General features: G+C 33.3%; 28 protein-coding genes. 6 read left to right on the top strand and 22 right to left on the bottom strand.

Annotated features, from left to right (window positions below; all coding sequences use genetic code 11):
* Positions 1-11: 11 nt before the first annotated feature.
* Positions 12-725 (top strand): LytTR family DNA-binding domain-containing protein, encoded by a 714-nt coding sequence (locus tag Q1W72_RS10765; RefSeq protein WP_099714340.1) that lies wholly within the window; start codon positions 12-14, stop codon positions 723-725.
* A 23-nt stretch (positions 726-748) separates the two neighbouring features.
* Here Q1W72_RS10765 and Q1W72_RS10760 read toward each other — a convergent pair whose 3' ends face one another.
* Genes Q1W72_RS10760 through Q1W72_RS10750 form a run of 3 tightly spaced genes read right to left on the bottom strand, consistent with a single transcriptional unit; the run spans position 749 to position 2,613 of the window.
* On the bottom strand, positions 749-1,051 hold the full coding sequence (locus Q1W72_RS10760) for a hypothetical protein (protein ID WP_099714339.1): 303 nt from the start codon (positions 1,049-1,051) through the stop codon (positions 749-751).
* Positions 1,052-1,079: 28 nt separating this feature from the next.
* Positions 1,080-1,598 carry a gamma carbonic anhydrase family protein gene (locus tag Q1W72_RS10755; protein ID WP_099714338.1) on the bottom strand — a complete coding sequence of 173 codons (519 nt, stop codon included), beginning with the start codon at positions 1,596-1,598 and terminating at the stop codon, positions 1,080-1,082.
* A gap of 16 nt (positions 1,599-1,614) precedes the next feature.
* Positions 1,615-2,613, bottom strand: coding sequence for a type IX secretion system membrane protein PorP/SprF (locus tag Q1W72_RS10750; RefSeq protein WP_099714337.1), 999 nt, complete (start codon positions 2,611-2,613; stop codon positions 1,615-1,617).
* 169 nt (positions 2,614-2,782) lie between these two features.
* Between Q1W72_RS10750 and Q1W72_RS10745 the strand changes: the two genes are divergently transcribed.
* The 4 genes from Q1W72_RS10745 to Q1W72_RS10730 all read left to right on the top strand — a co-directional run bounded on the left by Q1W72_RS10745 (position 2,783) and on the right by Q1W72_RS10730 (position 5,745).
* Positions 2,783-3,682: a NifU family protein gene (locus Q1W72_RS10745; RefSeq protein ID WP_099714336.1), complete on the top strand. Its 900-nt coding sequence runs from the start codon at positions 2,783-2,785 to the stop codon at positions 3,680-3,682.
* A gap of 122 nt (positions 3,683-3,804) precedes the next feature.
* Entirely contained in the window at positions 3,805-4,005 is a 201-nt protein-coding gene (locus Q1W72_RS10740; RefSeq protein ID WP_282714950.1) for a dodecin family protein, read from the top strand.
* Positions 4,006-4,326: 321 nt separating this feature from the next.
* Complete coding sequence (locus Q1W72_RS10735) at positions 4,327-4,836, top strand: YtxH domain-containing protein (protein WP_199716385.1); 510 nt, start codon at positions 4,327-4,329, stop codon at positions 4,834-4,836.
* Positions 4,837-4,917: 81 nt separating this feature from the next.
* Positions 4,918-5,745 (top strand): mechanosensitive ion channel family protein, encoded by an 828-nt coding sequence (locus Q1W72_RS10730; protein WP_302135181.1) that lies wholly within the window; start codon positions 4,918-4,920, stop codon positions 5,743-5,745.
* Positions 5,746-5,752: 7 nt separating this feature from the next.
* On the opposite strand, the gene tsaB is transcribed toward Q1W72_RS10730, so the two are convergent.
* The 7 genes from tsaB to Q1W72_RS10695 all read right to left on the bottom strand — a co-directional run bounded on the left by tsaB (position 5,753) and on the right by Q1W72_RS10695 (position 13,633).
* Positions 5,753-6,421 (bottom strand): tRNA (adenosine(37)-N6)-threonylcarbamoyltransferase complex dimerization subunit type 1 TsaB, encoded by a 669-nt coding sequence (gene tsaB / locus Q1W72_RS10725; protein ID WP_302135180.1) that lies wholly within the window; start codon positions 6,419-6,421, stop codon positions 5,753-5,755.
* An 83-nt stretch (positions 6,422-6,504) separates the two neighbouring features.
* Positions 6,505-7,809, bottom strand: a complete 1,305-nt coding sequence (locus Q1W72_RS10720; protein ID WP_302135178.1) for an efflux RND transporter periplasmic adaptor subunit — start codon at positions 7,807-7,809, stop codon at positions 6,505-6,507.
* A 6-nt stretch (positions 7,810-7,815) separates the two neighbouring features.
* Positions 7,816-9,186, bottom strand: coding sequence for a TolC family protein (locus tag Q1W72_RS10715; protein ID WP_099714331.1), 1,371 nt, complete (start codon positions 9,184-9,186; stop codon positions 7,816-7,818).
* Positions 9,187-9,268: 82 nt separating this feature from the next.
* Positions 9,269-10,384, bottom strand: coding sequence for an efflux RND transporter periplasmic adaptor subunit (locus Q1W72_RS10710; protein ID WP_099714330.1), 1,116 nt, complete (start codon positions 10,382-10,384; stop codon positions 9,269-9,271).
* Positions 10,385-10,426: 42 nt separating this feature from the next.
* Entirely contained in the window at positions 10,427-11,692 is a 1,266-nt protein-coding gene (locus Q1W72_RS10705) for an ABC transporter permease (protein WP_099714329.1), read from the bottom strand.
* 2 nt (positions 11,693-11,694) lie between these two features.
* The gene (locus tag Q1W72_RS10700) at positions 11,695-12,939 is read right to left on the bottom strand and encodes an ABC transporter permease (protein WP_099714328.1); all 1,245 of its coding nucleotides are present in this window, start codon (positions 12,937-12,939) and stop codon (positions 11,695-11,697) included.
* Positions 12,932-13,633 carry an ABC transporter ATP-binding protein gene (locus Q1W72_RS10695; RefSeq protein ID WP_099714327.1) on the bottom strand — a complete coding sequence of 234 codons (702 nt, stop codon included), beginning with the start codon at positions 13,631-13,633 and terminating at the stop codon, positions 12,932-12,934. Before Q1W72_RS10695 ends, Q1W72_RS10700 begins: the two co-directional genes overlap by 8 nt.
* Before the next feature lie 173 nt (positions 13,634-13,806).
* On the opposite strand from Q1W72_RS10695, the gene Q1W72_RS10690 reads away from it, so the two are divergent.
* Positions 13,807-15,216: a DUF4403 family protein gene (locus Q1W72_RS10690; RefSeq protein ID WP_099714326.1), complete on the top strand. Its 1,410-nt coding sequence runs from the start codon at positions 13,807-13,809 to the stop codon at positions 15,214-15,216.
* A gap of 97 nt (positions 15,217-15,313) precedes the next feature.
* Here Q1W72_RS10690 and Q1W72_RS10685 read toward each other — a convergent pair whose 3' ends face one another.
* From Q1W72_RS10685 to gcvH, 12 genes are all read right to left on the bottom strand, one after another.
* The gene (locus Q1W72_RS10685) at positions 15,314-15,604 is read right to left on the bottom strand and encodes a hypothetical protein (protein ID WP_099714325.1); all 291 of its coding nucleotides are present in this window, start codon (positions 15,602-15,604) and stop codon (positions 15,314-15,316) included.
* Positions 15,594-16,178: a DUF420 domain-containing protein gene (locus Q1W72_RS10680; protein ID WP_099714324.1), complete on the bottom strand. Its 585-nt coding sequence runs from the start codon at positions 16,176-16,178 to the stop codon at positions 15,594-15,596. Before Q1W72_RS10680 ends, Q1W72_RS10685 begins: the two co-directional genes overlap by 11 nt.
* 2 nt (positions 16,179-16,180) lie before the next feature.
* The gene (locus Q1W72_RS10675; RefSeq protein WP_099714323.1) at positions 16,181-16,867 is read right to left on the bottom strand and encodes an SCO family protein; all 687 of its coding nucleotides are present in this window, start codon (positions 16,865-16,867) and stop codon (positions 16,181-16,183) included.
* 6 nt (positions 16,868-16,873) lie between these two features.
* Positions 16,874-17,515, bottom strand: coding sequence for a hypothetical protein (locus Q1W72_RS10670; protein ID WP_302135169.1), 642 nt, complete (start codon positions 17,513-17,515; stop codon positions 16,874-16,876).
* A gap of 75 nt (positions 17,516-17,590) precedes the next feature.
* On the bottom strand, positions 17,591-17,941 hold the full coding sequence (locus Q1W72_RS10665) for a cytochrome C oxidase subunit IV family protein (RefSeq protein ID WP_099714321.1): 351 nt from the start codon (positions 17,939-17,941) through the stop codon (positions 17,591-17,593).
* An 18-nt stretch (positions 17,942-17,959) separates the two neighbouring features.
* Positions 17,960-18,937, bottom strand: a complete 978-nt coding sequence (locus Q1W72_RS10660; protein WP_099714320.1) for a cytochrome c oxidase subunit 3 — start codon at positions 18,935-18,937, stop codon at positions 17,960-17,962.
* Between the two features lie 42 nt (positions 18,938-18,979).
* On the bottom strand, positions 18,980-19,567 hold the full coding sequence (locus tag Q1W72_RS10655) for a cytochrome c oxidase subunit 3 (protein ID WP_099714319.1): 588 nt from the start codon (positions 19,565-19,567) through the stop codon (positions 18,980-18,982).
* Between the two features lie 2 nt (positions 19,568-19,569).
* On the bottom strand, positions 19,570-20,472 hold the full coding sequence (cyoE, locus tag Q1W72_RS10650) for a heme o synthase (RefSeq protein ID WP_302135168.1): 903 nt from the start codon (positions 20,470-20,472) through the stop codon (positions 19,570-19,572).
* Positions 20,473-20,554: 82 nt separating this feature from the next.
* Positions 20,555-22,678 carry a gliding motility protein RemB gene (locus tag Q1W72_RS10645; RefSeq protein ID WP_302137938.1) on the bottom strand — a complete coding sequence of 708 codons (2,124 nt, stop codon included), beginning with the start codon at positions 22,676-22,678 and terminating at the stop codon, positions 20,555-20,557.
* A 19-nt stretch (positions 22,679-22,697) separates the two neighbouring features.
* Positions 22,698-23,441: a deoxyribose-phosphate aldolase gene (gene deoC / locus Q1W72_RS10640; RefSeq protein ID WP_302135167.1), complete on the bottom strand. Its 744-nt coding sequence runs from the start codon at positions 23,439-23,441 to the stop codon at positions 22,698-22,700.
* Between the two features lie 223 nt (positions 23,442-23,664).
* Positions 23,665-24,042 (bottom strand): VanZ family protein, encoded by a 378-nt coding sequence (locus tag Q1W72_RS10635; RefSeq protein ID WP_302135165.1) that lies wholly within the window; start codon positions 24,040-24,042, stop codon positions 23,665-23,667.
* Positions 24,035-24,415 (bottom strand): glycine cleavage system protein GcvH, encoded by a 381-nt coding sequence (gcvH, locus tag Q1W72_RS10630; protein WP_099714316.1) that lies wholly within the window; start codon positions 24,413-24,415, stop codon positions 24,035-24,037. The genes Q1W72_RS10635 and gcvH overlap by 8 nt, the downstream gene beginning before the upstream one ends.
* Positions 24,416-24,448: the final 33 nt, after the last annotated feature.

Genomic DNA, 24,448 nt, shown 5'->3' with positions numbered 1-24,448 from the left:
AAACAGAAAAGATGAAATGTGTAATTATAGATGACGAACCATTAGCGGTTGATTTGCTTAAAGAATTTGTGAGCAAAGTAGATTCTCTTGAACTGGTAAACACATTTACAAACGCCATTGATGCCATTTCGATAATCAATCAGTCTAATGTTGATTTGATTTTTTTAGATATAGAAATGCCTCATTTTTCAGGAATTGATTTTATTAATGCCATAGAAAAAAAGCCGTTAATCATATTTACGACAGCGTATTCTAATTATGCTGTTGAAGGATTTAATCTTGGCGCAGTCGATTATTTAGTGAAACCCATTCCGTTTCATCGGTTTTTAAAATCCGTTTTACGGGCACAACAAATTTTCAATCCACAAATTTTACCTGCAAATAACAATCCCATTTCTACCCCAGAAATCGAACAGGATTTTATGTTTGTAAGAGCTGAATATGAAAATGTAAAATTGAATTTTTCGGATATTTTATTTATCGAAGGATTGAAAGATTATGTCAAAATATACACCACTGATAATAAGTTTACATTAACATTAATCAGCCTTATAAAACTGGAGAATTTGCTTTCATCCAAAGGATTTGCGAGGATTCACAGATCGTATATCATCAATATAAAACACGTGAAATCAATCCAGAAAAACAAAGTACTCATTGCCGAAAAAAGAATCCCGATTAGTGAAAGCTACAAGAATTCTTTCTTTGAGAAAATTAATTTATAGTTTCTTGAATTCATTAGAAACCATTATTTAATAATATTCAGGGTAATCAACATTGTGATAATAAGCAAAGAGAAAAGTCCAGTCAGAAAAATTATATCTGCAGTATTTTCCATTTTCTCACTAGGCTTTTTAGTATTTCGCATCGATAAAAAAGAAAGAATACTACTGATCATAAACATAACAATTGATACTGCAATGAGTTGATCAACTATAGTAGTTTCTTTAATATCATTTAAATGGATTGAGGTAAGAACTATAAAACAAATTCCAAGTAGCGTTGCCGAAGTATTTAATATGTGTGAAGCTTTGTCTTTTTTCTTGCCCATTCTTTTAATTATTGAAAAGTGAAATAGATTACTCTTCGTCTTTAAACCAACTCGAATACATCACATAATTATTCGAAATACGTTCGATTTCGCCAGCAAAATCAGATTGGTCAATATCTTTCACTTTTTTAGCAGGAACTCCTGCCCAAATTGTACCAGATGCTACAACTGTATTTTGGGTAATAACCGCACCGGCAGCCACAATAGAATTACTTTCGATTACACAATTATCCATAACAATTGCTCCCATTCCTATAAGCACATTATCGTGAACTGTACAACCGTGCACAATGGCATTATGACCAATGGAAACGTTATTTCCTATAATTGTTGGATGTTTTTTATAGGTACAATGAATAACTGCACCATCTTGTATGTTTACTTTATTGCCAATTTTGATGAAATTTACATCTCCTCTAATTACGGCGTTAAACCAAACACTACAATTTTCTCCAAAAGAAACATCGCCTACAATGGTGGCATTTTCGGCAACATAACAATCCTCAGGAATTGAAGGTGACTTACCGTTAACAGATTTAATTAGCATGAAAAAAGGATAAATATTAATTTATTGCTGGGCAGTTGCAATCGTATTTCACAGGTTTGCAGAACAAATCGATTCCTAAAGTAATTTGGTGATAACCACCATTATCGAATTTAACCGCACCCGTTAATTGAGAATACGTGTAGGCAAACATAAATTTATCAAAGTTAACACCAACTATTGGAGTAATATATTGGAGCTTTTGTTTCGAAATAGAATTTCCATTCATATATTCTGCACCATCAAAACTTCTTCTATAGGATAATCCACCCCAAAGCTTTCCAAAATCTAACGTCTTATAGGCTTTAAAGTTAATATCAATGGATTTTTCTTTCGTTTGGTCTACCATTTGGAATAAAATAGAAGGTTCCCATAATATTTTATCTCTGTCACCAAATATATAACCGGCACTCAACAAGTACTTTCTTAAATTATCACTTTCATATTCAGTGTAAATATCTCTTCTGGTTTCTATAGCATTTTTTACCGTAGCATGAGCGTAAAAATCCAAGTAGTTGTATGATGCTCCGATATCTACATTAAAATAAGAATCTTTTTGCACGACAGTTCCATCAATAATTGGATCAAAATCACCAGATTGCATGAACTCCGTTTCGTCTAATTGACTTTGAATTAATCCTGCACTGATTCCAAAAGACAATTGGTTCAAATCAATTTCATTTCTTGAAAACATCAAGTGATAGGCATAGGTAAATTTGACTCCTTTTTGAGAATGATATCCGTTTTTATCATTAAAAAGTATAATTCCGGCACCTGCTTTTTCCCCTACTCTTCCATTAAAACTTAATGTTTGAAGCTCTGGAGCGTCTTGCTGATCAAACCATTGCTTACGTCCTGTTAACCTAATTTTGGCACAATTTGACGCACCGGCCATTGAAGGATGAATTAAGTAATAATTGTCTGAAAGATAATCTGAATAAACAGGGATTCCTTCCTGCGAAAAGGAATAAAAGGATATAAAAAAAAGAGCAGATAAAAATTTAATTTTATTATACATTTAATTACTTTTTAATAAGAATGAATAATTCTAAATCAATAAAAGTTTTATGGAAACAAGGACAAACAGCTTATCTAAAAATTAAACTAAAGTTAATTTATTCATTAAAAACTCAAATATAGTTATTCGTAGAAAATAACTTTACTAAATTTGTAAAAATTTAAAAGTCATGAACAAAGTTAGCATAAAAGAAACACAAAACCCAACTATATTAAAGTTTGAATTTCAAGATTTTATAACTCAAAATGAAAGTTTTGAATTCAAAAACATTGATGAAGCTAAAACGTCTCCACTAGCGCAACAATTATTTTATCTTCCGTTTGTAAAAACAATTTACATCTCAGGAAATTTTATAGCAATCGAAAAATATAGTATTGTTGAATGGGACGATGTTAAGGATGCCGTAGCGGAACAAATGGAGACATTTGTAAACAATGGCGGAACAATCATTACTATTGACGAAAACAAAACCAAAAAACAGCCTGTGACCGTTTATGGAGAAACCACTCCAAATCCAGCAGCATTGAAGTTTGTAGTGAGCAAAATGTTGACTAAGAATGCTATTGAATTCAAAAACATCGATCAAACAGGTGCATCACCATTAGCAAAAGAGCTTTTTAAATTTCCTTATGTAAAAGAGATTTTCATTGATGAAAACTACATCTCGGTAACTAAATATGAAATCAATGAATGGCAGGAAATAACATTGGAATTAAGAAGCTTCATCAAGCAATATATTGAAAATGGCGGAACAGTCCTAGATGAAAATTTCATTCAAGCAGTAACAGCTGAAGAAGATACTAAAGCTAAAGAGTTTGATAATCTGGATGTGACTTCACAACAAATCATCAACATATTAGAGGAATATGTAAAACCGGCCGTACAAGCTGACGGTGGAAATATTGCATTCGATTCGTATAATGAAACTGATAAGACCGTAAAAGTAATCCTTCAAGGAGCTTGCAGCGGTTGCCCGTCATCAACATTTACTCTAAAAAGCGGTATCGAAAACATGCTGAAAAGTATGCTGAACGACGAGGGAATTAAAGTGGAAGCTGTAAACGCATAAATAAAACAAAAAAATACATATTTAATTGACAATGTTATAGTTACATTAAAATAATTGCCTTTTTAAATTGAAATTTTAAATAAAATAGGTACATTTAATCTTTAACTTAACAAATAGAAATTATGTCAGTATTAAAAGTAATTGAAGTGCTTTCCAGTTCAGATATAAGTTGGGAAGATGCAGCTCGAAAAGGAGTTGCAAAGGCAGCTAAAACCATAAACCACATACGTTCTGTGTACATTAAAGACCACAGTGCAGCCGTAAGTGGAGGTGAAATCACAGAATATAGAGTAAACCTAAAATTAACTTTCGAACTCGAATAGATTAATTTGACCGATTCATTTAAGCGTTCGCCGTGGCGAACGCTTTTTTTATTTTTAGCGGTTATTACAGTTATTTGTTGCAATACTTTCTAGCATCAGATATTCATTTGTATTTTCAAACTGGATGGTACTGGCTGGAACCAAAAAACATCAAGTCTTCCTTTTTTATTTGTACGCCAAATACACAAACGTTGTTTTATGTTTGCCAAAAGTGGACACAGTTGATGCCAAATACTGATTTTCAGCAAATTATTAATGGTTTAATAAAGTAATCCTAGAAAAAATTGTTTAATATTGTAAGACTAATCAAATAAAAATACCATGGGACTATCTTCATTTTTTAAAAATTTATTTGGCTCAGCCAAAGAAACTGCCAGCGAATTAGCTGACAAAGCCGAAACTACTTTTGAGCAAGCAAAAGAAACTGCTGCACCATACCTAGAAAAAGCAGAAACATTTGCAGAAGAAACATTTGAAAAAGCAAAAGAAACTGCAACTCCTTACCTTGAAAAAGCCGAAACTTTTGTAGAAGAAACATTTGAAAAAGTAAAAGAAACTGCAGCTCCAATTATAGATAAAGTAGAAGATTTTGCTGGTCATGCAAAAGAAACTGTCACTGAACATTCTGAGAAAGTAGTAGAATCCGTAAAAGAAAAAACGGCTACAGCAACAGAAAAAGTAGAAGAAATAGCAAGTGAAACTAAAACTATAGCTACTGATGCTGTCGAAACTGTTTCTGAAAAAGCAAGTGAATTAGCAAATGACGGTGATGCAGACGCCACTGAAAAAGCTAAAGAAACCATAAATAAAATAGAAGAAGACGCAGATTAATTTATAAAAAAATAATTTATTTGTATTTTTGCACTTCAAACTTAACCTTCTCTTTTGGGAAGGTTTTTTATTAGATAAAAAATGAACTTAAATCCAAATCAGTTAACTGATTATGCCAATACATTTATCACTGTACTGGTTGATTATTCGCCAAAAATTATTTCTGCCTTTGTCATTTTATTTATTGGTCTTTACGCCATTCGGCTTATCAATAGATTCATTAGAAAACTAATGATAAAAAGAGATTTAGATCCTACTTTGACAAAGTTCCTTGCCGATATTTTACTTTGGGTTTTGAGAGTACTCTTGTTTGTGACTTTCATTTCAAATCTAGGAATAGAAACTTCGTCATTTGTTGCCATTTTAGGTGCAATGGGACTTGCAGTAGGCTTATCACTTCAAGGTTCGTTATCAAATTTTGCTGGTGGTATGTTGATTATTCTCTTCAAACCTTTCAAGGTACATGATACCATTGAAGCACAAGGAGTAATTGGAACCGTGAGTGAAATACAAATATTTGTAACCAAACTAATTACAGCTAATAATCAAACTATTTTTGTGCCGAATGGAGCTTTGTCAAATGGAAACATTATCAATTATTCTTTGCAAAAAATCAGAAGAGCCGATTTGACCATCGCTATTTCCTATGATACGGATATTAAAAAAGTGAAAGAGATAATTACTGCTATTTTAAAAAACAATCCAAAAGTACTTCAAACTCCAGCTGCCGAAGTTTCTGTAAAAAACTTAACTGACAATGCCATTCAGCTTGCGGTGAGGCCATGGGCAAATAATGAAGATTATGGTATCGTTTTCTCTGAAACTTTAGAAAGCTGCAAACTAGCATTTGATACTGCTGGAATAGTTATACAACCTTATGTAAGAGAATCATCCCCGGAAAATTCTTAATCAAAAATTACTTCTTTGAAGTGGTAATCATAAAGTCTTTTAAATAATACGGTTCAAAATAGGCGACATCTACAGTGTCGCTTTTTTTGAATTTTTCAAAACTTATCGCACTCATTTCTTTAGCAGAAGGATATACAATTTCGTCAAGGAAAATATAATTTTCTTTAGTCAAAACCGACTTGCATTTTTCAGCACAATCACCAATAAAATAAAGTGTTTCCTCCAAATCCTCAAATGAATTCTCTGTAATTATTTCGGCAAGAACTTCTCTTTTTCGCTCGTAATTTGGAGCAAAAACAGCGCTATACACTTCCATTCTTCGAGCATCAATCATAGGGATAATCAATCCGCTGGAAATGGTCACTTGTGACGCCAAAGCCTGTAAAGTATCTACCGCAATTAATGGAATATCCAGTGCGTAACAAAGTCCTTTGGCTGCTGAAACTCCTATTCTCAATCCAGTATAAGAACCTGGACCTTGACTCACTGCGATGGCAGATAAATCATTGAGCGTAATTCCCGCCTCCTTTATAACTTCTTCAATAAAAACATGAAGTCGTTCTGCATGAGAATATCCTTCTTCGGCAATTTCTTTGCACACAATAGTTTTTCCGCCCTTTGCAAGAGCAACAGAACAGTTTTTTGTAGCGGTTTCGATGTTGAGAATGTATTCCAATTTTCAGATTTTATTTTAACTTGAAAATCACAATCATGAAATGTATTCCATGATTGTGATTTTTAAAATATTAGTGTATTATTTTATTTCTTGCTTTCTGCTTTATCCTTATCCGTTTTTAGCGTTACCTTATCTCCAGAATTTAAGTCCTTCGAAACGGTGCTGTAAGGTCCGGTTATAACAACATCTCCTTTTTTAAGACCTGTTAAAACCTCAATATTTGTATCGTCTTGAATTCCGGTTTTGATGATTCTAATTTTAGCTTTATCACCCACTTTTACAAATACGCATTCAAATTTCTTATCACTTTTTGGCGCAGCTCCTTTTTGCTCTTCATTAGGATCTTCGACTTTAATTTCTTTTACAGCTGTCGTATCTGATTTTACCACAACGGAACTAATTGGCACAGACAATACATTCGTTTTTGTTTCTGTAATTATATCAACAGTTGCAGTCATTCCTGGTCTAAAAGGGGAATATGTATCCGGTTTTCCTTCTAATAAATCTTGATACGATTCTTTAAGGATTCTTACTTTAACTTTAAAATTAGTAACCTGATCTGCTGTCAAAGCGGAACTCGCTGAATTAGAAATACTAGTTACGACACCTTTAAATTGTTTTTTTAGATACGCATCAACTTCAACATTAGCATCATCACCTACTTTTATTTTCACAATATCATTTTCATTGACATCTACTTCAACCTCCATATTATTCAAGTTGGCCACTCTCAAAATCTCCGTCCCGGTCATTTGTTGTGTTCCTAAAACACGCTCTCCTAATTCTACGTTTAGCATAGAAATTGTTCCATCTGCCGGTGCATAAATTGTAGTACGTCCTAAATTGTCTTTGGCCTCATTTACAGTTGCGGAAGCACTTTGAACATTAAAATAAGCTGTTTGCTTTGCAGCTTTAGCCACTTCATAAGAGGCAACAGCTTTATCCCAATCCGACTTTGAAATAATTCCTTTATCGAATAATGTTTTATTTCGGTCGTGACTTGATTTAGATTCCTTGAACGAAGCATCGGCCTGACTCAAATTTGCTCTGGTTCCTGATAAATTTGAAACCGAACGATTGTAACCCGAAGTATACAAATCTGGATTTATTTTGACCAATAAGTCCCCTTTCTTTACGACTTGTCCTTCTTTTACGTTTAAAGAAATAATCTCCCCTGATACCTCAGATGAAATTTTAACCTCAATTTCTGGTTGAATTTTCCCTGTTGCCGAAACTGTTTCAACAATAGTTGTTGGGATAACTTGGGCAATTTCAACTTCAGTTCCTTTGTCCTTATTTCCGATAACTCCAGATTTTGAAAGTGCTATCAACGCTGCGATAAGTACTATTGCTCCACCTATTAGGATATAAATTGTTTTCTTTGACATGATAAATTAGTTTTTGATAAGTGGAATTCCAAAATAGAATTCTAATATTTTAATTTTAAAAATATAATCGTATTTGGTTCTAAGAACATCTGATTGTGCATTTGTAAGTAAGGTTTGAGATTGATTAAAATCAAAAGAATTCATCAAACCAACTGCATATTTTTCTTTGGCATAATCATACGCTCCTTGTCTCGATTCAAGTGCTACAACCGAAGATTCGTAAGCATTCAAGGCGCCTTTTGCATCAGCAAATGCCGTGAAAACATTTCTTTGTAAATCTAAATCTTGTTGCTCAACAGCAATTTTTGATCTCTCTAAACTTACTTTAGAACGCTCCACATTATTTTTTGCCGAAAATCCATTAAAGATAGGAATTGATAACTGAGCTCCAAAAGATTGTCCTTTATTATCACTGAATTGATCAAAAAATGGTGCTGGACTTTTTGTTCCAATTATATTTCCCATACTGTCAAATGCAGGAACATCTGCATACGAAACCCTACTGTTAAAACTGTAAAACCCTTGTAAAGTAGGCTGAAAAGCTCCTTTGGCAATTTCTACATTTTTTTGTGCAATCTCTAAATTAGTTCTGGCAATTTTCAATTCTGTTCTGCCTTCTTTAGCTTTATCATAAATGGCCGCTGGAGATTGTGCCATAATATTATTTTCATCTTTAACATCAGTATCATCAACAACATCAAAATTTTCAAAGTCTTTCAACTGTAATAATTGAGCTAAACTTAATTTTGAAATCAATAACGCATTGTCAGCAGCAATAACATTTTGATTGTTTGATGCTACAGTAGCTTTTATGTCCAATAAATCGCCACGTGGAATAGATCCCGCTTTAACTAATTCTTCTGAACGTGCATATTGTTTTTCATTAATTCCCAATTGTTCTTTTTGCACTTTTAAGTTTTCCTTATTAAAAAGCACCTGTAAAAAAGCATTGGCAACATTCAATGCAACATCCTCCTGCATTTTAAGCAACTGATACTTCGCCGCCACAATCGAAAGATTGGCTTTACGCAATGTGTTTTGGTTTTGTAAACCTTTGTAAATATCCACTCCCACATTTGCTCCAGCAGACGTAAACTGAGTCGTTTGATTACGCAAAAGTCCTGTTGTAATATCCTGATTCAAACCAATATTCCAGGAATGAGAAGCACTGGCGTTCAATGATGGAAGGAAATTCCCAATCGCTCCTTTTTTATCAATGGCCGCCGTTTTAGTATCTAACTCGGATTGTTTGATGGAGATATTATTTTGTATGGCATACTTTACGCATTCTTCCAGAGTCCATTTTTTGGATTGTCCCTGAACGGACAAACCAAACAGCACGATAAAAACGAAACTGATACAACTATTTTTTTTCATATATTTTGAATGAAAGTGTAGCAAAGGTACTACACATATTTAACATTTTTTTAAAAACTAAAATTCTTTTTTGAGTGTATTTTTAAGGCTTCACTTCTTCATTTTTCAGCCCTTGATTCCATACTTTTATTTTATCCGAAGCTTTAATTCCGCTTTTGATTTCGACATAAATCCCATCACTGACACCCAAGACTAAATCTTTTCTTGTGAATTTTTGTACTCCGGTTTCAATCTCTACATATGGTTTTTGTGTTTTTTTATCAAATTGAATCAATGATTCTTTTATTGCTAAAACTTTATCCGCTTTTTCCAAAATAATCGAGGCATTAGCGCTTAAACCTGCTCTGATAAAAGTATCATCTCTATTGGTCAAAGATGCTTTTATTTCGAATTGAATTGCTCCATTTTCTGTTTTACCTTTTGGAGCAATATATTGCAGAACCGCATCAAATTTTTTGTTTTCAATAGCACCAACAGTAATTTCGATTGGTAATTTTTCTTTTATTTTACCTACTTCTGATTCATCAATTTTTCCAACGAATATCATACGCCCAACATCGGCAACACTTGCTATTGTTGTTCCTTCATTGAAATTATTACTTTCAATCACTTGGTTTCCTACTTTTACCGGAACATCCAACACCATTCCATTTACTGTAGAACGAATCAAAGTATTGGCATAGCTTCCCAATCCAGAAGTTGTTCCTGTTTTTACAATATCATATCCTTGTCGAGATGCGCTATAATTCTGCTTGGCTTGCTTATACGCTAATTGTGCCGCATCAAAATCATTTGCCGAAATAACGCCTTTATCAAACAACGTTTTTTGTCTCAAAAACACTTTCTCCTGATTGTCTAAAGCAATTTTGGAGGTTTGAACCTGGTTTTGAGAATTACTCAAGTTAGATACATTGGCAACAACTTTAATTTTTGCAATTAAATCACCCGCTTTGATATTTTCACCGGCCTTAATATAAACCGCCTCAATAATACCTGAAATATTAGGTTTGATAAGCACCTCTTCATCTGGAACAATATTACCGGTTGCAATGGTATTTTTTACAATCGTTTTTATTTCTGCCTTATCGGTTTCAAAAACAATTGGAGATTCCTGATTCTTGGCATACAAATAATACAAAGCACCAAAGAAGACTAGTGCGATTGTAATTAAAATAGTTATGGTTAATCCTTTTTTCATTTTGCTTATGTTTAATCGATTAAATAATTTTTGATTGATACTTTATTCTGTTCTTAATGCGTCTACTGGTTTTACATTTATGGCAGTTTGAGCCGGAATTAATCCTGCTAATAAACCTGAACCAATGAGTATGAACAAAGCAATAAATACAACTGTCAAATCTACACTTGGATTCGCGAACATCATTCCTTCACTTGGCATCGACTCTAAAACCATATTTAAAACTGCTAATAATCCTGTGGCCAATGCAATTCCAAACATTCCTGCTATGATAGTCAGAAAAATAGCTTCTGATAATATTTGGGAACGAATCGCGCCCGGTGTTGCACCTAAAGCTCTTCGAATTCCTATTTCTTTTGTACGTTCTTTGACAACAATCAACATGATATTAGAAATACCAATTACGCCCGAAAGCAATACCAATGTCCCTACAAAATAAGCAATGAATCTTAGAATAAGAAACAAGCCTTGTATTTTACTGAACTCCTGAAACAAATCAAAATTCCCAATCGCCCTGTCATCTTGAGGATGTATCGAATGTCTGGATTTCATGAAGTCTAAAATTTTAGGTTTTAACTCCGTAATTGAAGCATCATCATTAGCTGTAAGCGCCATCCATCCTACTGTATCACCATAATTAAACGCTTGTTGAAAGGTAGTAAATGGCATGAAAATATTTTTTTGTGCAGATTCAGCATCACCATTATTTCTGGATTTTGAGTTATAAACACCCACAACCATAAAATTCACTCCGTTAATCTTGATATAAGTTCCAATAACCTCTTCTGCTTTTTCATACATTTCGCTTATTACACCCTGACCAATAACCGCAACTTTACGCTTCAATACTATATCTTGTTGATTTACGAAACGTCCTTTTATAATATCCATCGATTCTTGCTTAATCAACTCTGGGTAATCCCCATAAATAGTATAAGCTGCCGTTTTTGTTCCTCTGACTACATTATTTGCTCCTTCAAAACCACCCAATTGATTTCTGGGTGAAACGTATAATAAATCTGGAAAATTCTCTTTCAAAGCAGTAACATCGACGTTTTTAAAGTCAAATTGTCTGGTTGCAGGCAATCCTTTGAACGGTTTTGAAGTAGTTTGTGACCACATAAACATGGTATTGGTAGCAATTCCGTCAAACCCTTTTTTAACGCCATTTTCTAATCCGTTTCCTGCCGCGAGTAATATTACCAAAATAAATATCCCCCAAAAAACACCAAACGCAGTAAGAATCGTCCTGAATGTATTAGCAGTTAAAGCCTCTAAAATCTCGTTCCATTTATCTCTGTCAAACATAATTATTCGTCTCTAAGTGCTACAATGGGTTTTATTTTGGCGGCTCTGTATGCAGGGAAAAATCCAGCTAAAGCGCCAGCTACAACTAATAATATCAAGGTGGTTAAAGCGATACTAAAATCAACTTCGGGATTCAAGAAATAATCGCTTGATACTAGCGGACCTACTAATTCCAACAATAATAAACTTGATAAAAGCCCCACAAATCCTGCTATTGTCGTAATAAAAATGGATTCGTGCAAAATCATTCCAATAATAGAAACCGGAGATGCTCCAAGTGCTTTTCTAATACCAATTTCTTTGGTTCTTTCTTTTACAATAATCAACATAATATTACTAACTCCAACGACTCCAGCTATTATGGTACAAATTCCAACCCACCAAAAAAACAATCGGATATACAGATTTAAATCATAAAACTGTTTTGCATTTTTTATGGAATTATTAATTCCTATGGCACTTTCATCATCCGGTGCAATTATATTTTTACTTCTCAATAATTGTCCTAACTCTTCCGTAAATTTTGTTGATTGCGCTAAAGCTTCCTCATAAGTGTCTTTTTTTGTGAGCGTAAAATCCAAATTACTGATTTTATCACCTACGCCAAAGGCTTGCTGAGTTGTGGTTATTGGCAAATAAACCCTGGACTCCTCTCTTTCTCCAGCTGGATCTGTAAAAACACCAACCACTTTGAAGGTGATATTATTAATCACAAGTTGTTCACCAATAGGATTTTTTTCTTTAAATAAATCCAGCTTTACTTTTTGTCCAATAACGGTTACTTTTTCGCTATTTTTTAAATCATTTTCATTGATAAATCTTCCTTGAACAATAGTTGCATTTTCAACATTTACATAATCGGGATAAACCCCAATAAATCTGTAATTTCCAGTTTCTTTACCATATGTCATAACCCCGTTCCAGAAAATATAATTCGCAGATTTTATGTTTAATTGATCTCCGAATTTCTGAACTGAAATAGCATAGTCACTATTTCTGAATTGAATTTGCCTACCCGGATTCAACCCTTTATAGCCTTTTGTTGTCGTGCCAGACCACACAGAAATTAATCCATCGGCATCACGTTCAAACTGTTTTTCAATTCCGTTTTGAAGTCCCTTGCCCGCACCCAAAAGAATGACTAATATAAAAATTCCAGAAGCCACAGAAATTCCCGTGAGAAACGTTCTCAGTTTGTTCTTGGCAATTGCCTCAAAAATTTCCTGCCAGCGTTCTACATTAAACATAAGCGGATGCTCTTACTTGTTCTACTAATTTATCATCGATGATTAAACCATCCTTTAAAACTACATTTCTTTTGCACATAGCAGCAATATCAGGCTCGTGTGTTACAATCAAAATGGTTTTTCCCTCGTCATTAATCCCTTGTATCAACTCCATAACCTCATAAGATGTTTTGGTATCCAAAGCTCCTGTAGGCTCATCGGCCAATAATACTTTCGGATTTGATGCTAATGCTCTTGCAATAGCGACACGCTGTTTTTGCCCACCGGAAAGTTCATTTGGCAAGTGATGAGAATGCGAAGACAAACCTACTTTCTCCAGAAAATTCATGGCAATTTCATTGCGTTCTTTTCTTTTTATACCTTGATAATACAATGGCATCGCCACATTATCCAAAGCACTTTTATAATTAATCAAATTAAAAGATTGAAAAACAAAACCTAAAAACTTGTTACGATATCTTGAAGCAATAGTTTCGTTGAGATTTTTAATAGGCACACTATCCAAAATATAATTCCCTGAATCCGCTTCGTCAAGAATCCCAAGAATATTAAGCAGTGTAGATTTTCCTGAACCAGAAGACCCCATAATAGCCACTAATTCCCCTTCTTTAATGTTGAAATTAATTCCTTTTAATACATGTAATTCGGAATTTCCCATTTTATAGGATTTATGCAAATCTTTAATTTCAATCATAATTATGTTAATTTTAAAACAATATTAATTCTTCTCTAAAAGAAATTGTAATAAGAAAACGTTAATACCTTTATCAGGAATTTAATCATAAGACTTAATTGTTGTGAAAATGTTACACATTAATCCTAAAAAAGAATTGTTTTGCTAATTTTGCCTCACCAAACTAAAATAAAATGCATAAATACTTTTCAGCTCTACTTATAATCCTGTCTATCGTACTGATAACAAGCTGTTCAACAACTAATAAAATAGCTACTCTAAAACCAGAACCGGACGATGCCACACCTTTGGTTTACGAGAACACTCCTTCCTTTATCAATTTGCCCATCAGCGTAAAATTGAAGGATATAGAAAATCAAACGAACTCACTCCTGAATGGGCTAATTTATGAAGACAACAATATTGAAGATGATGATATTGAAATGAAGATTTGGAAATTGGCACCAATCACAATCAAGAATGACAACGGAGCCAATGGTCAAAAAATTAGAACCGTCTTACCTTTGAAAGCTATCGTAAAATATAGGATTGGAACTAAGAAAATGGGCGTTGAATTATACAACACTAAAGAATTTAATCTTGATGGCGTCGTAACTTTACTGAGTGATGTAGGTTTGACCAATTGGAAAATGAATACTAAAACGGAATTAAAATCATTGGATTGGAATGAAAGTCCGACAATGACCGTTTTTGGAAAAAATGTTCCTGTAACCTATCTTATCAATCCCGGAATAAAGCTTTTCAAATCAAAAATAGAAAAGAAAATTGATGATGCTATTGCAAAATCAATGGATTTCAAACCAAATGTTTTGGCGGCTTTAGAGAAAATTTGTGTTCCTTTTCAAATGAGCGATGCGTATGAAAGTTGGCTTCGAATTGTTCCTATTGAAATTTATTCTACCAATGCCAAACTCAAAAACGACACTTTTGTATTGGAAATGGGAATGAAATGCAACATGGAAACATTAATAGGAAAGCAACCGGAATCTAAATTTAATGCCAGTAAAATTGTTTTAAAACCAGTATCCAAAATCCCTCAGGAGATAACGGCAAACATTGTTGCTGTTTCTACTTATCTGGAAGCATCAAAACTAATGACCAAGAATTTTGCCGGACAAGAATTTGGTTCAGGATCCAAGAAAGTAAAAGTTCAGAATGTTGCTATTTGGCACAAAAACGGAAAAATGATAATTGCATTAGATGTATTGGGTTCTGTAAACGGAACCATCTATTTAGCCGGTTTTCCACAATATAACGACAAAACCAAAGAAGTATATTTTGATCAATTGGATTATGCTTTGGACACAAAAAATAAATTAATGCGAACTGCTAATTGGTTAGCGCAAGGATTAATCTTAAGAAAAATAGAGCAAAGTTGTCGCTACTCCATAAAACCAAATCTTGAAGAAGGTCAAAAAAGCATGATGACTTATTTAAAAAACTACTCTCCCATGCAAGGTGTTTTTGTAAATGGAAAAATGGAAGAGATTCAATTTCAGAAAATCCAATTGACAAACCAAGCTATTATTGCTTTTATAAAAGTAAAAGGAACCGTAAATGTTTCCGTAGATGGATTGAAATAGATTGATCAGTGGTCAGTTTTTAGTAATGAGTAAACCATATCCTTTAAACAGAAATACACTATTTTCAGATTGACTTTTGATATTCCTATTGAAATTTTTAGGATTTTTTCTTTTTCATTCGATAAATAGCATAACCAATTCCTGCAACAAGAAGATAAGGAATTACCATTAAATAAACAATCCCGTCATTTACCGCCGCTGCTTTAGTTGTATTTTCTTTACTGGTCAAGGCGGCGCGACACATGGCACATTGCGCATTTGCTGATAGCGAAAAGAGATTGAAAACAAGAATTAACAATAAAGAAAAAAGGTACGATTTACCATTTCTTTTTACTTTTCCAGAAGCTTTAACCACTTTACTTTTATTACTTAAATAGTTAGTATACATAATACGGTGAAATCATTAAATAAACAACTACTCCAGTTACGGCAACATACAACCAGATTGGAAAAGTAATTTTGGAGATTTTTTTATGCTTATCAAAATTTTCTGCCAATGCTCTAACATACGTTATTAAAACCATCGGAATAATAGCAATTGACAAAACAATGTGCGTAATTAAAATTAGCAAATAAACTATTCTCAAAGATCCGATACTTAATTTTTCAGAATCTTCCAATAAACGGTTATGATTTAAATCTCCGAATACAGCAGAATCAGAAGTCATGTGATATGCCACATACATCACTAGAAAAGCAACAGACAAGGCAATTGCACTCGTCATCAACCTTTCATGAAGTTTTCTTTTTCCGTTTTTAATGGCTACAACAGCCGCGATTAAAATAATAGCTGTGATTCCGTTGGTAGTTGCATAGATTGGTGGCAAAAATGAAAGTGGCTCTACATTATATCCAAAATCTTTTAGTTTAACCCCAAAAAGTATGGCAACCACAACGGGTATTAAAATTGAAACTGCAATAATGAACTTACTGAATCTCTGCTCTAACGAATTATTTTCCATTATTATTCTTCTAATAAAATATTAATATCTTGTTGAATGTTTCTTACTCCTTTTTTATCCAAACCATCATAATATAAAATTGGATTTCCAAAATCATCATTTCTACAACGGATGTTTCCATTTTTATCAATCAATGCAAACAATCCTGAATGCTCGAAACCACCGGCAACTTTTTTGTTTTCACCAGCATAAAGATTAAAACCTTTATTGGCTAAATTAAAAATATAGGCTTTGTCTCCAGTTAAAAAATTCCAATTAGACGATTTTACTCCTAAAAAATTCGCATGTTCTTTTAATAATTGTGGCGTGTCATGTTCTGGATCAATAGTAATAGAAACAATTCCAAAATTAGGATTTCCAAAAAAACTCTTTTCCAAGACCAACATGCTTTCATTCATTTTTGGACAAATCGTTGGACAGGTAGAAAAGAAAAATTCTAAAACATACACTTTCCCTTTGTACGTTTCATTAGTAATTTTCTTATTATCTTGATTTATTAATTCGAATTTAGGTGCAGGACCTATTTTAATTAACTGCCCTTCTTCTGCAGTTACTGGATTAACACTGTCTAATCTATCCCCTTGAACCACTTTATCGTTTTTAATTCTCTCTACTATTTTTGGAACTGCATAAATCCCAAAAATCAAAATAATAAAAGAGATTCCTATGTATGATTTATTTTTGAACATAAAATATTAAATTTTTCTGGTGGCGTTATTGTTCTTTTTAAGGGCTGCACGATATTCATAAAGAATGACTTTAAAATCATCCAGCATTTCGTTACTTAACTCCGCCGGGTGAAATGTACTATACCCTTCTTTAGCATCTTTAACAAGCTTTCGACCGCGAAGATTTCGTTTTTTATCAATAATGTAAACTTTTGGCGTACCAGAATTCTCATCTAATTTCTCCACTAATTTTAATTGGGAATAATAGGCGTTAATTTCTTCCGTAGGTGCGAATACAAATCGCCACTGGGCAACATCAGTAAAAGCGCCCAAAGCATCGACCACTTTTTTAGCATCTTTTTCAGTTCCGGTTGGACAAATCATCACAAACTGAACATCTTTGAACTCATGATACCTTTGATAAATTTTTTGATTTAAATTGAAAAGATTTCCTCTGTTTTTTAAAAGCTCAGTACCCATAAAACCGAGAATAGTTACTTTGCCATTCAAACTAACTTTTTGACCGTCTAAAGATTGCCAATTCCCTAAATCAGCAGTATTAGGAGTTATTGTTGGTAATTTAGTAAATCCGTTGACACCTGAAGCAAAAAAAAGGTAGGCAACTATAGGTAAAATAAAAAGAACGAAAAGGACAATATTTTTTTTCATTGTAATGATACTTATTAAAGTACAAAAATAAAAAAAGGTACGCAATGCGTACCCTCTTTTTGAATTAATATCTTGTTAAAAATTCCATTTTATGGTAGAATTCTTAAAAACCTCATAAATATAATCCCCTTCTGTCAAAAGAATGAAGAGTAAATATAATATCAGAAAAATTACTGGAAAAACAACTGCACTTCTTAAAGAACTTTTTTCACCTTCCATGTGCATAAATGCATATACAATGTAATAGGCTTTAAAAATAGTAAGAGCATAGAATATCCAATTAAGTAAGTTCATACTTAAAAAATCATTCATGAAAAGAAAATCTGGTTTCAAAATACCCAAATAAACTTCAACAATAGTAACGGCAGATAATATTCCGAAAACTTTCCAGATTCTACCTATATTAGATACGTGTTCGTGTGACATGATAATTACTTTTTGAAATTAAACTAGATAGAAAACTGTAAATACAAATACCCAAACTAAATCGACAAAGTGCCAATAAAGACCCACTTTTTCTACCATTTCATAACTTTTTCTTTTTTCGTAAGTTCCAATTAACACATTAAAAAATATGATAATATTTATGATTACTCCAGAAAAAACGTGGAATCCGTGGAATCCAGTGATAAAGAAAAAGAAGTCAGCAAATAATTTACTTCCGTATTCGTTTCTTTTCAAGTTTGCGCCTTCAACAACATAATGTGCTTGGCTCAATCTTAATTCAGACTCTTCTCTTGAAAGAATTGTTTTTTTCTTCTCTTTGGTTATTACCTCAGTTCTGATTAAAAGTTCAGGATGCGCTTTGAAACCTGCTTGAACTTCAGCAACTGAATAAGAAGGCAAGCTTGGTTCATCCATAAACCATTTTCCTTTACTTCTTGTCAATTGTTCTCTTTCTTCAGGTAAAGTAGCTGCAAACTCAGCTAAAGCAACACGGTTACCTTCTTTATCCACAAACTGAAGTAAACTTCCTCCTTTTGTTTCAATAGCACCATATTCACCTTTGATGAAATTTTTCCATTCCCATGCTTGAGATCCTACGAAAATCAAACCACCAATAATGGTCAGGAACATGTAAATAACTACTTTGTTTTTTTTCATTTGATGACCTGCATCAACAGCCAAAACCATTGTTACAGATGAAAAAATCAAAATAAAAGTCATTAATGCCACATAATACATCGGAGCAGATACTCCATGCATAAATGGAAAGTGAGTGAACACTTCATCGGCCAATGGCCAAGTTTCAATAAATTTAAATCGAGAAAAACCGTAAGCTGCTAAAAATCCAGAGAACGTTAAAGCATCCGATACGATAAAAAACCACATCATTAATTTGCCATAACTTGCTCCCATTGGCTCATTGCCGCCTCCCCAAGTTTTTTCTTCACTATTTGCAGTAGTAACTGTCGCTTCCATAAAAGTTATTCGTTAAAAAGTTCCCAAATTTACGTTTTTTTCTTATTTAAAGAAATATAAAAACAAAAACAAATAAACCCACAATAAGTCAAGAAAGTGCCAGTACATTGCACCTAGTTCAATTCCAAGGGTTTGAGATGAATTGTATTTTTGTTTAAAATGATTATAAATTATAATTAGAAGTGAAATCACGCCACCAGCAAGGTGAATCAAGTGCACAACCGTAACAACGTATAAAAAAGTAGTGGTTATTGAGCTTCCACTTCCGGTGAAATAATACCCATTATCCACTATTTGACCAAATCCTACGAACTGTAAAATTACAAACAATATTCCTAGAACTAATGTAGTCAAAAGAAAAATTGTCGTTTTACTTTGATTGTTTTTCTGAATCGCTTTTTTAGCCAAATGAAAAGCAACACTACATCCTATTATTGCTGCAGTACTGTAATAAAACGCTATTGGTAATTGAAAATCCTTCAACCAGTCTGCTCTGGATTTACTCACTACAAAAGCACTGGTAAGCCCAGCAAACATCATAGTCATACTAACCATTGCAAACAACAAAATCAACTTATATGATCTTGCAGTTCTAGATTTTTGTTCCTCAGTTGTCATTATCATCTCCATAACTATCTTAAAAATTTATCAAATATATAAACCAATTGTAACAATGTAATATAAGAAACACTAACTAACATTAAAGTTCTGGCCGATTTTGCAGTTCTTAATTTGTATAATCGAACAGCATAAAAAAGCATCCATAATCCAAGTAAAAATACAACAATCGCAGCAACTGGCGTCATGTACAAACGACCAGTATATCCCAAAACTGGTAAAAGTGACGCTAAAATTAACCAAACTGTATATAAAATAATCTGCAAGGCTGTCCCTTTGTCTTTTTTACCTGTAGGCAACATAAAGAAACCGGCTTTCTCATAATCTTCATACAAAAACCACCCAATTGCCCAAAAATGGGGAAATTGCCAAAAAAACTGAATTAAAAACAAGGTTCCAGCTTCTATCCCAAATTCTCCTGTTGCCGCAACCCAACCCAACATAAAAGGAATTGCCCCGGGAAAAGCACCAACAAAAACAGACAATGAAGTCATCGTTTTCAAAGGAGTATAAACGCTTGTATATAAAAATATTGAAACGGCGCCAAACATAGCAGTTTTTGGATTGATTGTATACAACAATGCAATTCCAACAACTGTTAAAAGACTCGCTATAATCAAAGCCGTAGTCTGAGACATTCTGCCAGCCGGAACGGGACAATTTTTAGTCCTATCCATCAAGGCATCTAAATCTTTTTCGATAACTTGATTAAAAGCATTTGATGCTCCTACCATACAATAGCCACCAACTGCCAATTTTAGCAAAACCATCCAATCCAATGAATGCAAATCATAAATCCCAAGCATAAATCCCGCGATAGACGAAAACACGACACTAATAGCTAAACGCGCCTTAGTGATCTCTCGGAAATCAATATAAATGGATTTTAATGAAAATGTATTTTGTGTTGCGTTCAATACTAGAGTTTGTTTGTTTTGAAAAACTTTTGCAAAAGTAGTGTATCAAAAGGGATTTGACAAAAAACAATTCACAAAAAGATTAATAATCAAAATACCAATTAAAAATATCAGCTCTCAATCCTAAAGTAAACCAATTAGTGCTTTCAGTGAAAGTGGTTGCGGTGTTTTTTGCAGGATCAAAACTTCTGTAAATATAACTTCCAAAAAGTTTCAGGTTCGTCGACGGATTCACTAAATACCCTCCTTGAAAATCAGCTATAAAAACAGCCGTTTTATTTCCCTGACCTACTTTTACACCACTATCAAGAGCTCTGTTTTCATCATAATCCTTATAGATATTTCCTCCGTAATTAAAACCGTCTTCGGCGGTATCAAAATCAAATCCTCGAGTCCCCACAGTAACTTTTGCATCAGCAAAAAGTCTTCCTTTATGATAACGGGCAATAGCAATAAATTCCTTGAAATTTGCTCCCCATTGATGTCCGATACTCTGGTTGTTGTGCGCATAATTTGTGATTGGCATGCTATGAGAATACACATAAGGGCGCACATGATTGTACTCTAATTGCAGCAGTAAATTATCAACTTTGAAAGCATTGTAATATTTAACACCTAACTGATACCCGTACTTATTTTTCCAACTATTGTCTCCTTCTTTGATGTCTCCAAGAGAAAATTCATCCAGAATAAACTGTCCGTAAAAATTGATTTGATTGCTCCATTTGTACTTAAATGTCAATCCTAAAACTGCATTTCCACTTCTTGCCGAAGAAGCGAATTCAACCGAACGATAAAATATAATTGGATTCACAAAATTCACATCAAATCCTCTGTCATTCGTATTGGTCCAAATCACCGACTCGAAGAAACCAAGATTCAATTTATTCGAAACGTTCCAACTCAAATAATGATTTGCCATAAATTTTGTAGCGTATGTTCTTTCTAATGTTACCTCAGGACGAACATCTTTGAGCCACATGTAGGTATTAGTATATTTTATTTTCCAAAAATTAGTATTCAATTTAAAATAAGGATACGGACTGACACCATCACTTTCTAACAAAGAACGGTATCCATCACCAATAAAATTTCTACCGTAACCCAATTGTAAATCATAATATTTACTAGGCGTAAAAGTCAAATTGGCTTCAGCCAAAGGAAAATCATAAGCATCTGTTTTGAAATCTTTGGCAATCCCTATCCCAGGAATAATAGCAGGATTTCCTCCCGCTGGCTTGATAGATTCCGCATAACGATTGAAGTAATCCGCAAAGCGTCCTTGACTTTCAAAAACCGTGGTAGAAAAATTAAGCTGCTTGCCTAATCCTCCTCTAAAATTGATTCCGCGCGTATTTACATAACTGTAAGAGGCTTCACTTTTTGAATCTTTACCAACCTGCAAATCCAGTATAGGATTTAATGTAAACCAATATCCTTCGCCCTGAATTTCAACAGTATTCTCATTCCATAATTTTCTTGCCCACCAACCGGAAGCTTTCTTTTTTATCTTTTCATTAACGGCTTTCAAGTCGTAATATTTTGAAACCTCAGCATACGTATATGGCTTTGAAGCCGTGTGATTATTACTTCCCACTTGATTTAAAGAGCCATCAAACTGTGCATAGTAACTGTGCGAAAAAGGAACATTCAAATGGCTTTCAAACTCCGGATTAGCAAACTTTTTATACACAATACTGTCCAATTCAGTAAGCTTCGGTTTATTATTTGAAACTATTTCGGCTTTCGCCAAAGCTTCTGCTTCGATTTCCGCTCTACTTTTTAAAGGTATGGCAATAGTAATGGTAAACTTAGAATAGGTAGGTTTTCCGTTATAGGTAGACGGTTCTATTTTTGGAAATGTACCAAAAACCCTTTTTGTTTCTTTTATCAACGTCTCATCAACAGCATCAACATAAATCACTTTAAAAACACCATTACTGTCCACTTCAAAAAGAACTTTTACATTCCCCTTAAAATTATTTTGCTTTAAATCATCCGGAACTTGGAAATTTTGAAAAACAAAATCCTGAACTTGACTGTAAAAGCAATTCTCAAGCACTTTCGATTGCAAATTTACACAATCAGGAAAAACAGGAAATCGCTCCGCCGAATTACCAGATTGTACTGAAGTCGTATTGAAATCTTGGGAATATGCAAAAAAGGAAAACGAAAATAAAAATAAAGCCAGCAACCCTTTTTTCATGTTTATAATTTTTGTGAATTTAATATTCATTATGTGAATTTTGTCCGTTAGCAATACTTTTTGCACCTGATGTACCTATTCTTTTAACCCCCAATTGAATCATCTTAACCGCTTCTTCATACGTTCTTACGCCTCCTGCAGCTTTCACCGGAAGGGGCAATGCATTTTCGAGCATCATCATTATTGAAGGAATAGTGGCGCCATTTGGCAAATTATTTTCTGTTTTATAAAATCCAGTCGAGGACTTCACAAAAACCGATGCGAAAAGCTCTTGTTTAAAATTAGAAACGATTACATTTTTTATCAAACTTGACAACTGGATAATTTCCTTATCACTTAAAGCCGCCACTTCAATAATCCACTTTACTACCTTATTATTATCTAAACCCAATTGAGTACATTTCAGAATTTCTTCTTTCACCAAAGCTATTTCTCCTCTTTTAAAAGCTTCATAATTGCACACAAAATCTAAATCATCAGCACCATCATGTATCGCCTGAAGAGCTTCGCTAAGTTTATTTTCTAATGAAGATTTCCCTTCCGGAAAATCAATTACAGTTCCTATTGCCACAACTGAATTTGCCTCTAGTATCATTTTTTTTGCCAAAGAAACCATATTAGGACGAATCATAATAAGCTTAAAATGCTCCTCGATTGCTTCTTGGATAAATCCTTTGACAACCAAAGTATTTTCTTTTTCGCTGAGTCCCGCTTGTTCTGCCGTTTTTAAATAGGTAGAATCTAAATATTGCTTGATATTCATGCGCTTTGATTTCTTAATTAGAGTAGATTATCACGCACAAAAATACATTTTATATGCACATAAGTTTACTATAAAATTTCACTATTTTGTATTTTTAACGCTAGAACTGAAGTTTTTACATGCTTTTTAAAAAAAGACAAACCAAACTAAATAAACATTCGTGTTTCTGAATGCTATAAAATAAAAAAGTCCCACCAAAGTGGGACTCTATTTAAATTAAATTTTATGTAATTTTTGTTTTCAAATCAAATAAAATAATAACTGCTACTCCTAAAATTGCACCGGATAAATTTGCTAAAACATCAAATACATCTGCATGCCTGGTAGTGGTAAATAATTCTTGAGCTATTTCAATACCTATTCCAAAAAAAACAGAAAACAGCAAAGAAATTAGTATGGGTTTTAAACTGTTAATCGCATTTGTGTATTTTTGAACAAACAAAAAACAAAGTATCGTTAAAACAAAATGAAAAAAGACATGCACTAATTTATCCAGATTTGAAACCTCTCCCAGCGGAACATTATTCAGTTGAATCAAACAAAAAAAAGCAATAACTCCAGCCCATAATAAAGCGGCCAAAAAATATATTTGTTTAGGCACCAATAAGTTCTTTGTAAGAATCACTAGATAATAAATCATCTACTTCTGCCATATTTGCAATTTTTATCTTGATCATCCATCCAGCTCCATAAGGATCAGAATTAACACTTTCAGGAGTACTTTCAAGAGCATCATTGAATGCAATAATTTCACCTGTTAATGGCAGGAACAAATCAGAAACAGTTTTAACTGCTTCCACTGTACCAAAAACCTCATCTTTGTCTAAAGTCTGGTCTAAAGTTTCAACTTCAACATATACGATATCTCCTAATTCTTTTTGTGCAAAATCAGTGATTCCTACAGTTGCAGTATCGCCATCAATACTAACCCATTCGTGATCTTTAGTGTACTTTAAATTTACTGGTATGTTCATATAAATTGTAATTGATAATTATTATTGATAATT

The sequence above is a fragment of the Flavobacterium sp. ZE23DGlu08 genome (assembly GCF_030505335.1).
GTDB lineage: Bacteria > Bacteroidota > Bacteroidia > Flavobacteriales > Flavobacteriaceae > Flavobacterium > Flavobacterium algoritolerans.
The sequence above is the reverse complement of the archived record's forward strand: the minus strand, read 5'-3'. Positions and strand labels throughout refer to the sequence as shown.

Bases quoted from the DNA above. Each gene is read 5' to 3' on its own strand.
- Q1W72_RS10765 (WP_099714340.1), top strand. From the start codon at position 12: ATGAAATGTGTAATTATAGATGACGAACCATTAGCGGTTGATTTGCTT.
- Q1W72_RS10760 (WP_099714339.1), bottom strand. From the start codon at position 1,051: ATGGGCAAGAAAAAAGACAAAGCTTCACACATATTAAATACTTCGGCA.
- Q1W72_RS10755 (WP_099714338.1), bottom strand. From the start codon at position 1,598: ATGCTAATTAAATCTGTTAACGGTAAGTCACCTTCAATTCCTGAGGAT.
- Q1W72_RS10750 (WP_099714337.1), bottom strand. From the start codon at position 2,613: ATGTATAATAAAATTAAATTTTTATCTGCTCTTTTTTTTATATCCTTT.
- Q1W72_RS10745 (WP_099714336.1), top strand. From the start codon at position 2,783: ATGAACAAAGTTAGCATAAAAGAAACACAAAACCCAACTATATTAAAG.
- Q1W72_RS10740 (WP_282714950.1), top strand. From the start codon at position 3,805: ATGTCAGTATTAAAAGTAATTGAAGTGCTTTCCAGTTCAGATATAAGT.
- Q1W72_RS10735 (WP_199716385.1), top strand. From the start codon at position 4,327: ATGGGACTATCTTCATTTTTTAAAAATTTATTTGGCTCAGCCAAAGAA.
- Q1W72_RS10730 (WP_302135181.1), top strand. From the start codon at position 4,918: ATGAACTTAAATCCAAATCAGTTAACTGATTATGCCAATACATTTATC.
- Q1W72_RS10720 (WP_302135178.1), bottom strand. From the start codon at position 7,809: ATGTCAAAGAAAACAATTTATATCCTAATAGGTGGAGCAATAGTACTT.
- Q1W72_RS10715 (WP_099714331.1), bottom strand. From the start codon at position 9,186: ATGAAAAAAAATAGTTGTATCAGTTTCGTTTTTATCGTGCTGTTTGGT.
- Q1W72_RS10710 (WP_099714330.1), bottom strand. From the start codon at position 10,384: ATGAAAAAAGGATTAACCATAACTATTTTAATTACAATCGCACTAGTC.
- Q1W72_RS10705 (WP_099714329.1), bottom strand. From the start codon at position 11,692: ATGTTTGACAGAGATAAATGGAACGAGATTTTAGAGGCTTTAACTGCT.
- Q1W72_RS10700 (WP_099714328.1), bottom strand. From the start codon at position 12,939: ATGTTTAATGTAGAACGCTGGCAGGAAATTTTTGAGGCAATTGCCAAG.
- Q1W72_RS10695 (WP_099714327.1), bottom strand. From the start codon at position 13,633: ATGATTGAAATTAAAGATTTGCATAAATCCTATAAAATGGGAAATTCC.
- Q1W72_RS10690 (WP_099714326.1), top strand. From the start codon at position 13,807: ATGCATAAATACTTTTCAGCTCTACTTATAATCCTGTCTATCGTACTG.
- Q1W72_RS10685 (WP_099714325.1), bottom strand. From the start codon at position 15,604: ATGTATACTAACTATTTAAGTAATAAAAGTAAAGTGGTTAAAGCTTCT.
- Q1W72_RS10680 (WP_099714324.1), bottom strand. From the start codon at position 16,178: ATGGAAAATAATTCGTTAGAGCAGAGATTCAGTAAGTTCATTATTGCA.
- Q1W72_RS10675 (WP_099714323.1), bottom strand. From the start codon at position 16,867: ATGTTCAAAAATAAATCATACATAGGAATCTCTTTTATTATTTTGATT.
- Q1W72_RS10670 (WP_302135169.1), bottom strand. From the start codon at position 17,515: ATGAAAAAAAATATTGTCCTTTTCGTTCTTTTTATTTTACCTATAGTT.
- Q1W72_RS10665 (WP_099714321.1), bottom strand. From the start codon at position 17,941: ATGTCACACGAACACGTATCTAATATAGGTAGAATCTGGAAAGTTTTC.
- Q1W72_RS10660 (WP_099714320.1), bottom strand. From the start codon at position 18,937: ATGGAAGCGACAGTTACTACTGCAAATAGTGAAGAAAAAACTTGGGGA.
- Q1W72_RS10655 (WP_099714319.1), bottom strand. From the start codon at position 19,567: ATGGAGATGATAATGACAACTGAGGAACAAAAATCTAGAACTGCAAGA.
- Q1W72_RS10645 (WP_302137938.1), bottom strand. From the start codon at position 22,678: ATGAAAAAAGGGTTGCTGGCTTTATTTTTATTTTCGTTTTCCTTTTTT.
- deoC (WP_302135167.1), bottom strand. From the start codon at position 23,441: ATGAATATCAAGCAATATTTAGATTCTACCTATTTAAAAACGGCAGAA.
- gcvH (WP_099714316.1), bottom strand. From the start codon at position 24,415: ATGAACATACCAGTAAATTTAAAGTACACTAAAGATCACGAATGGGTT.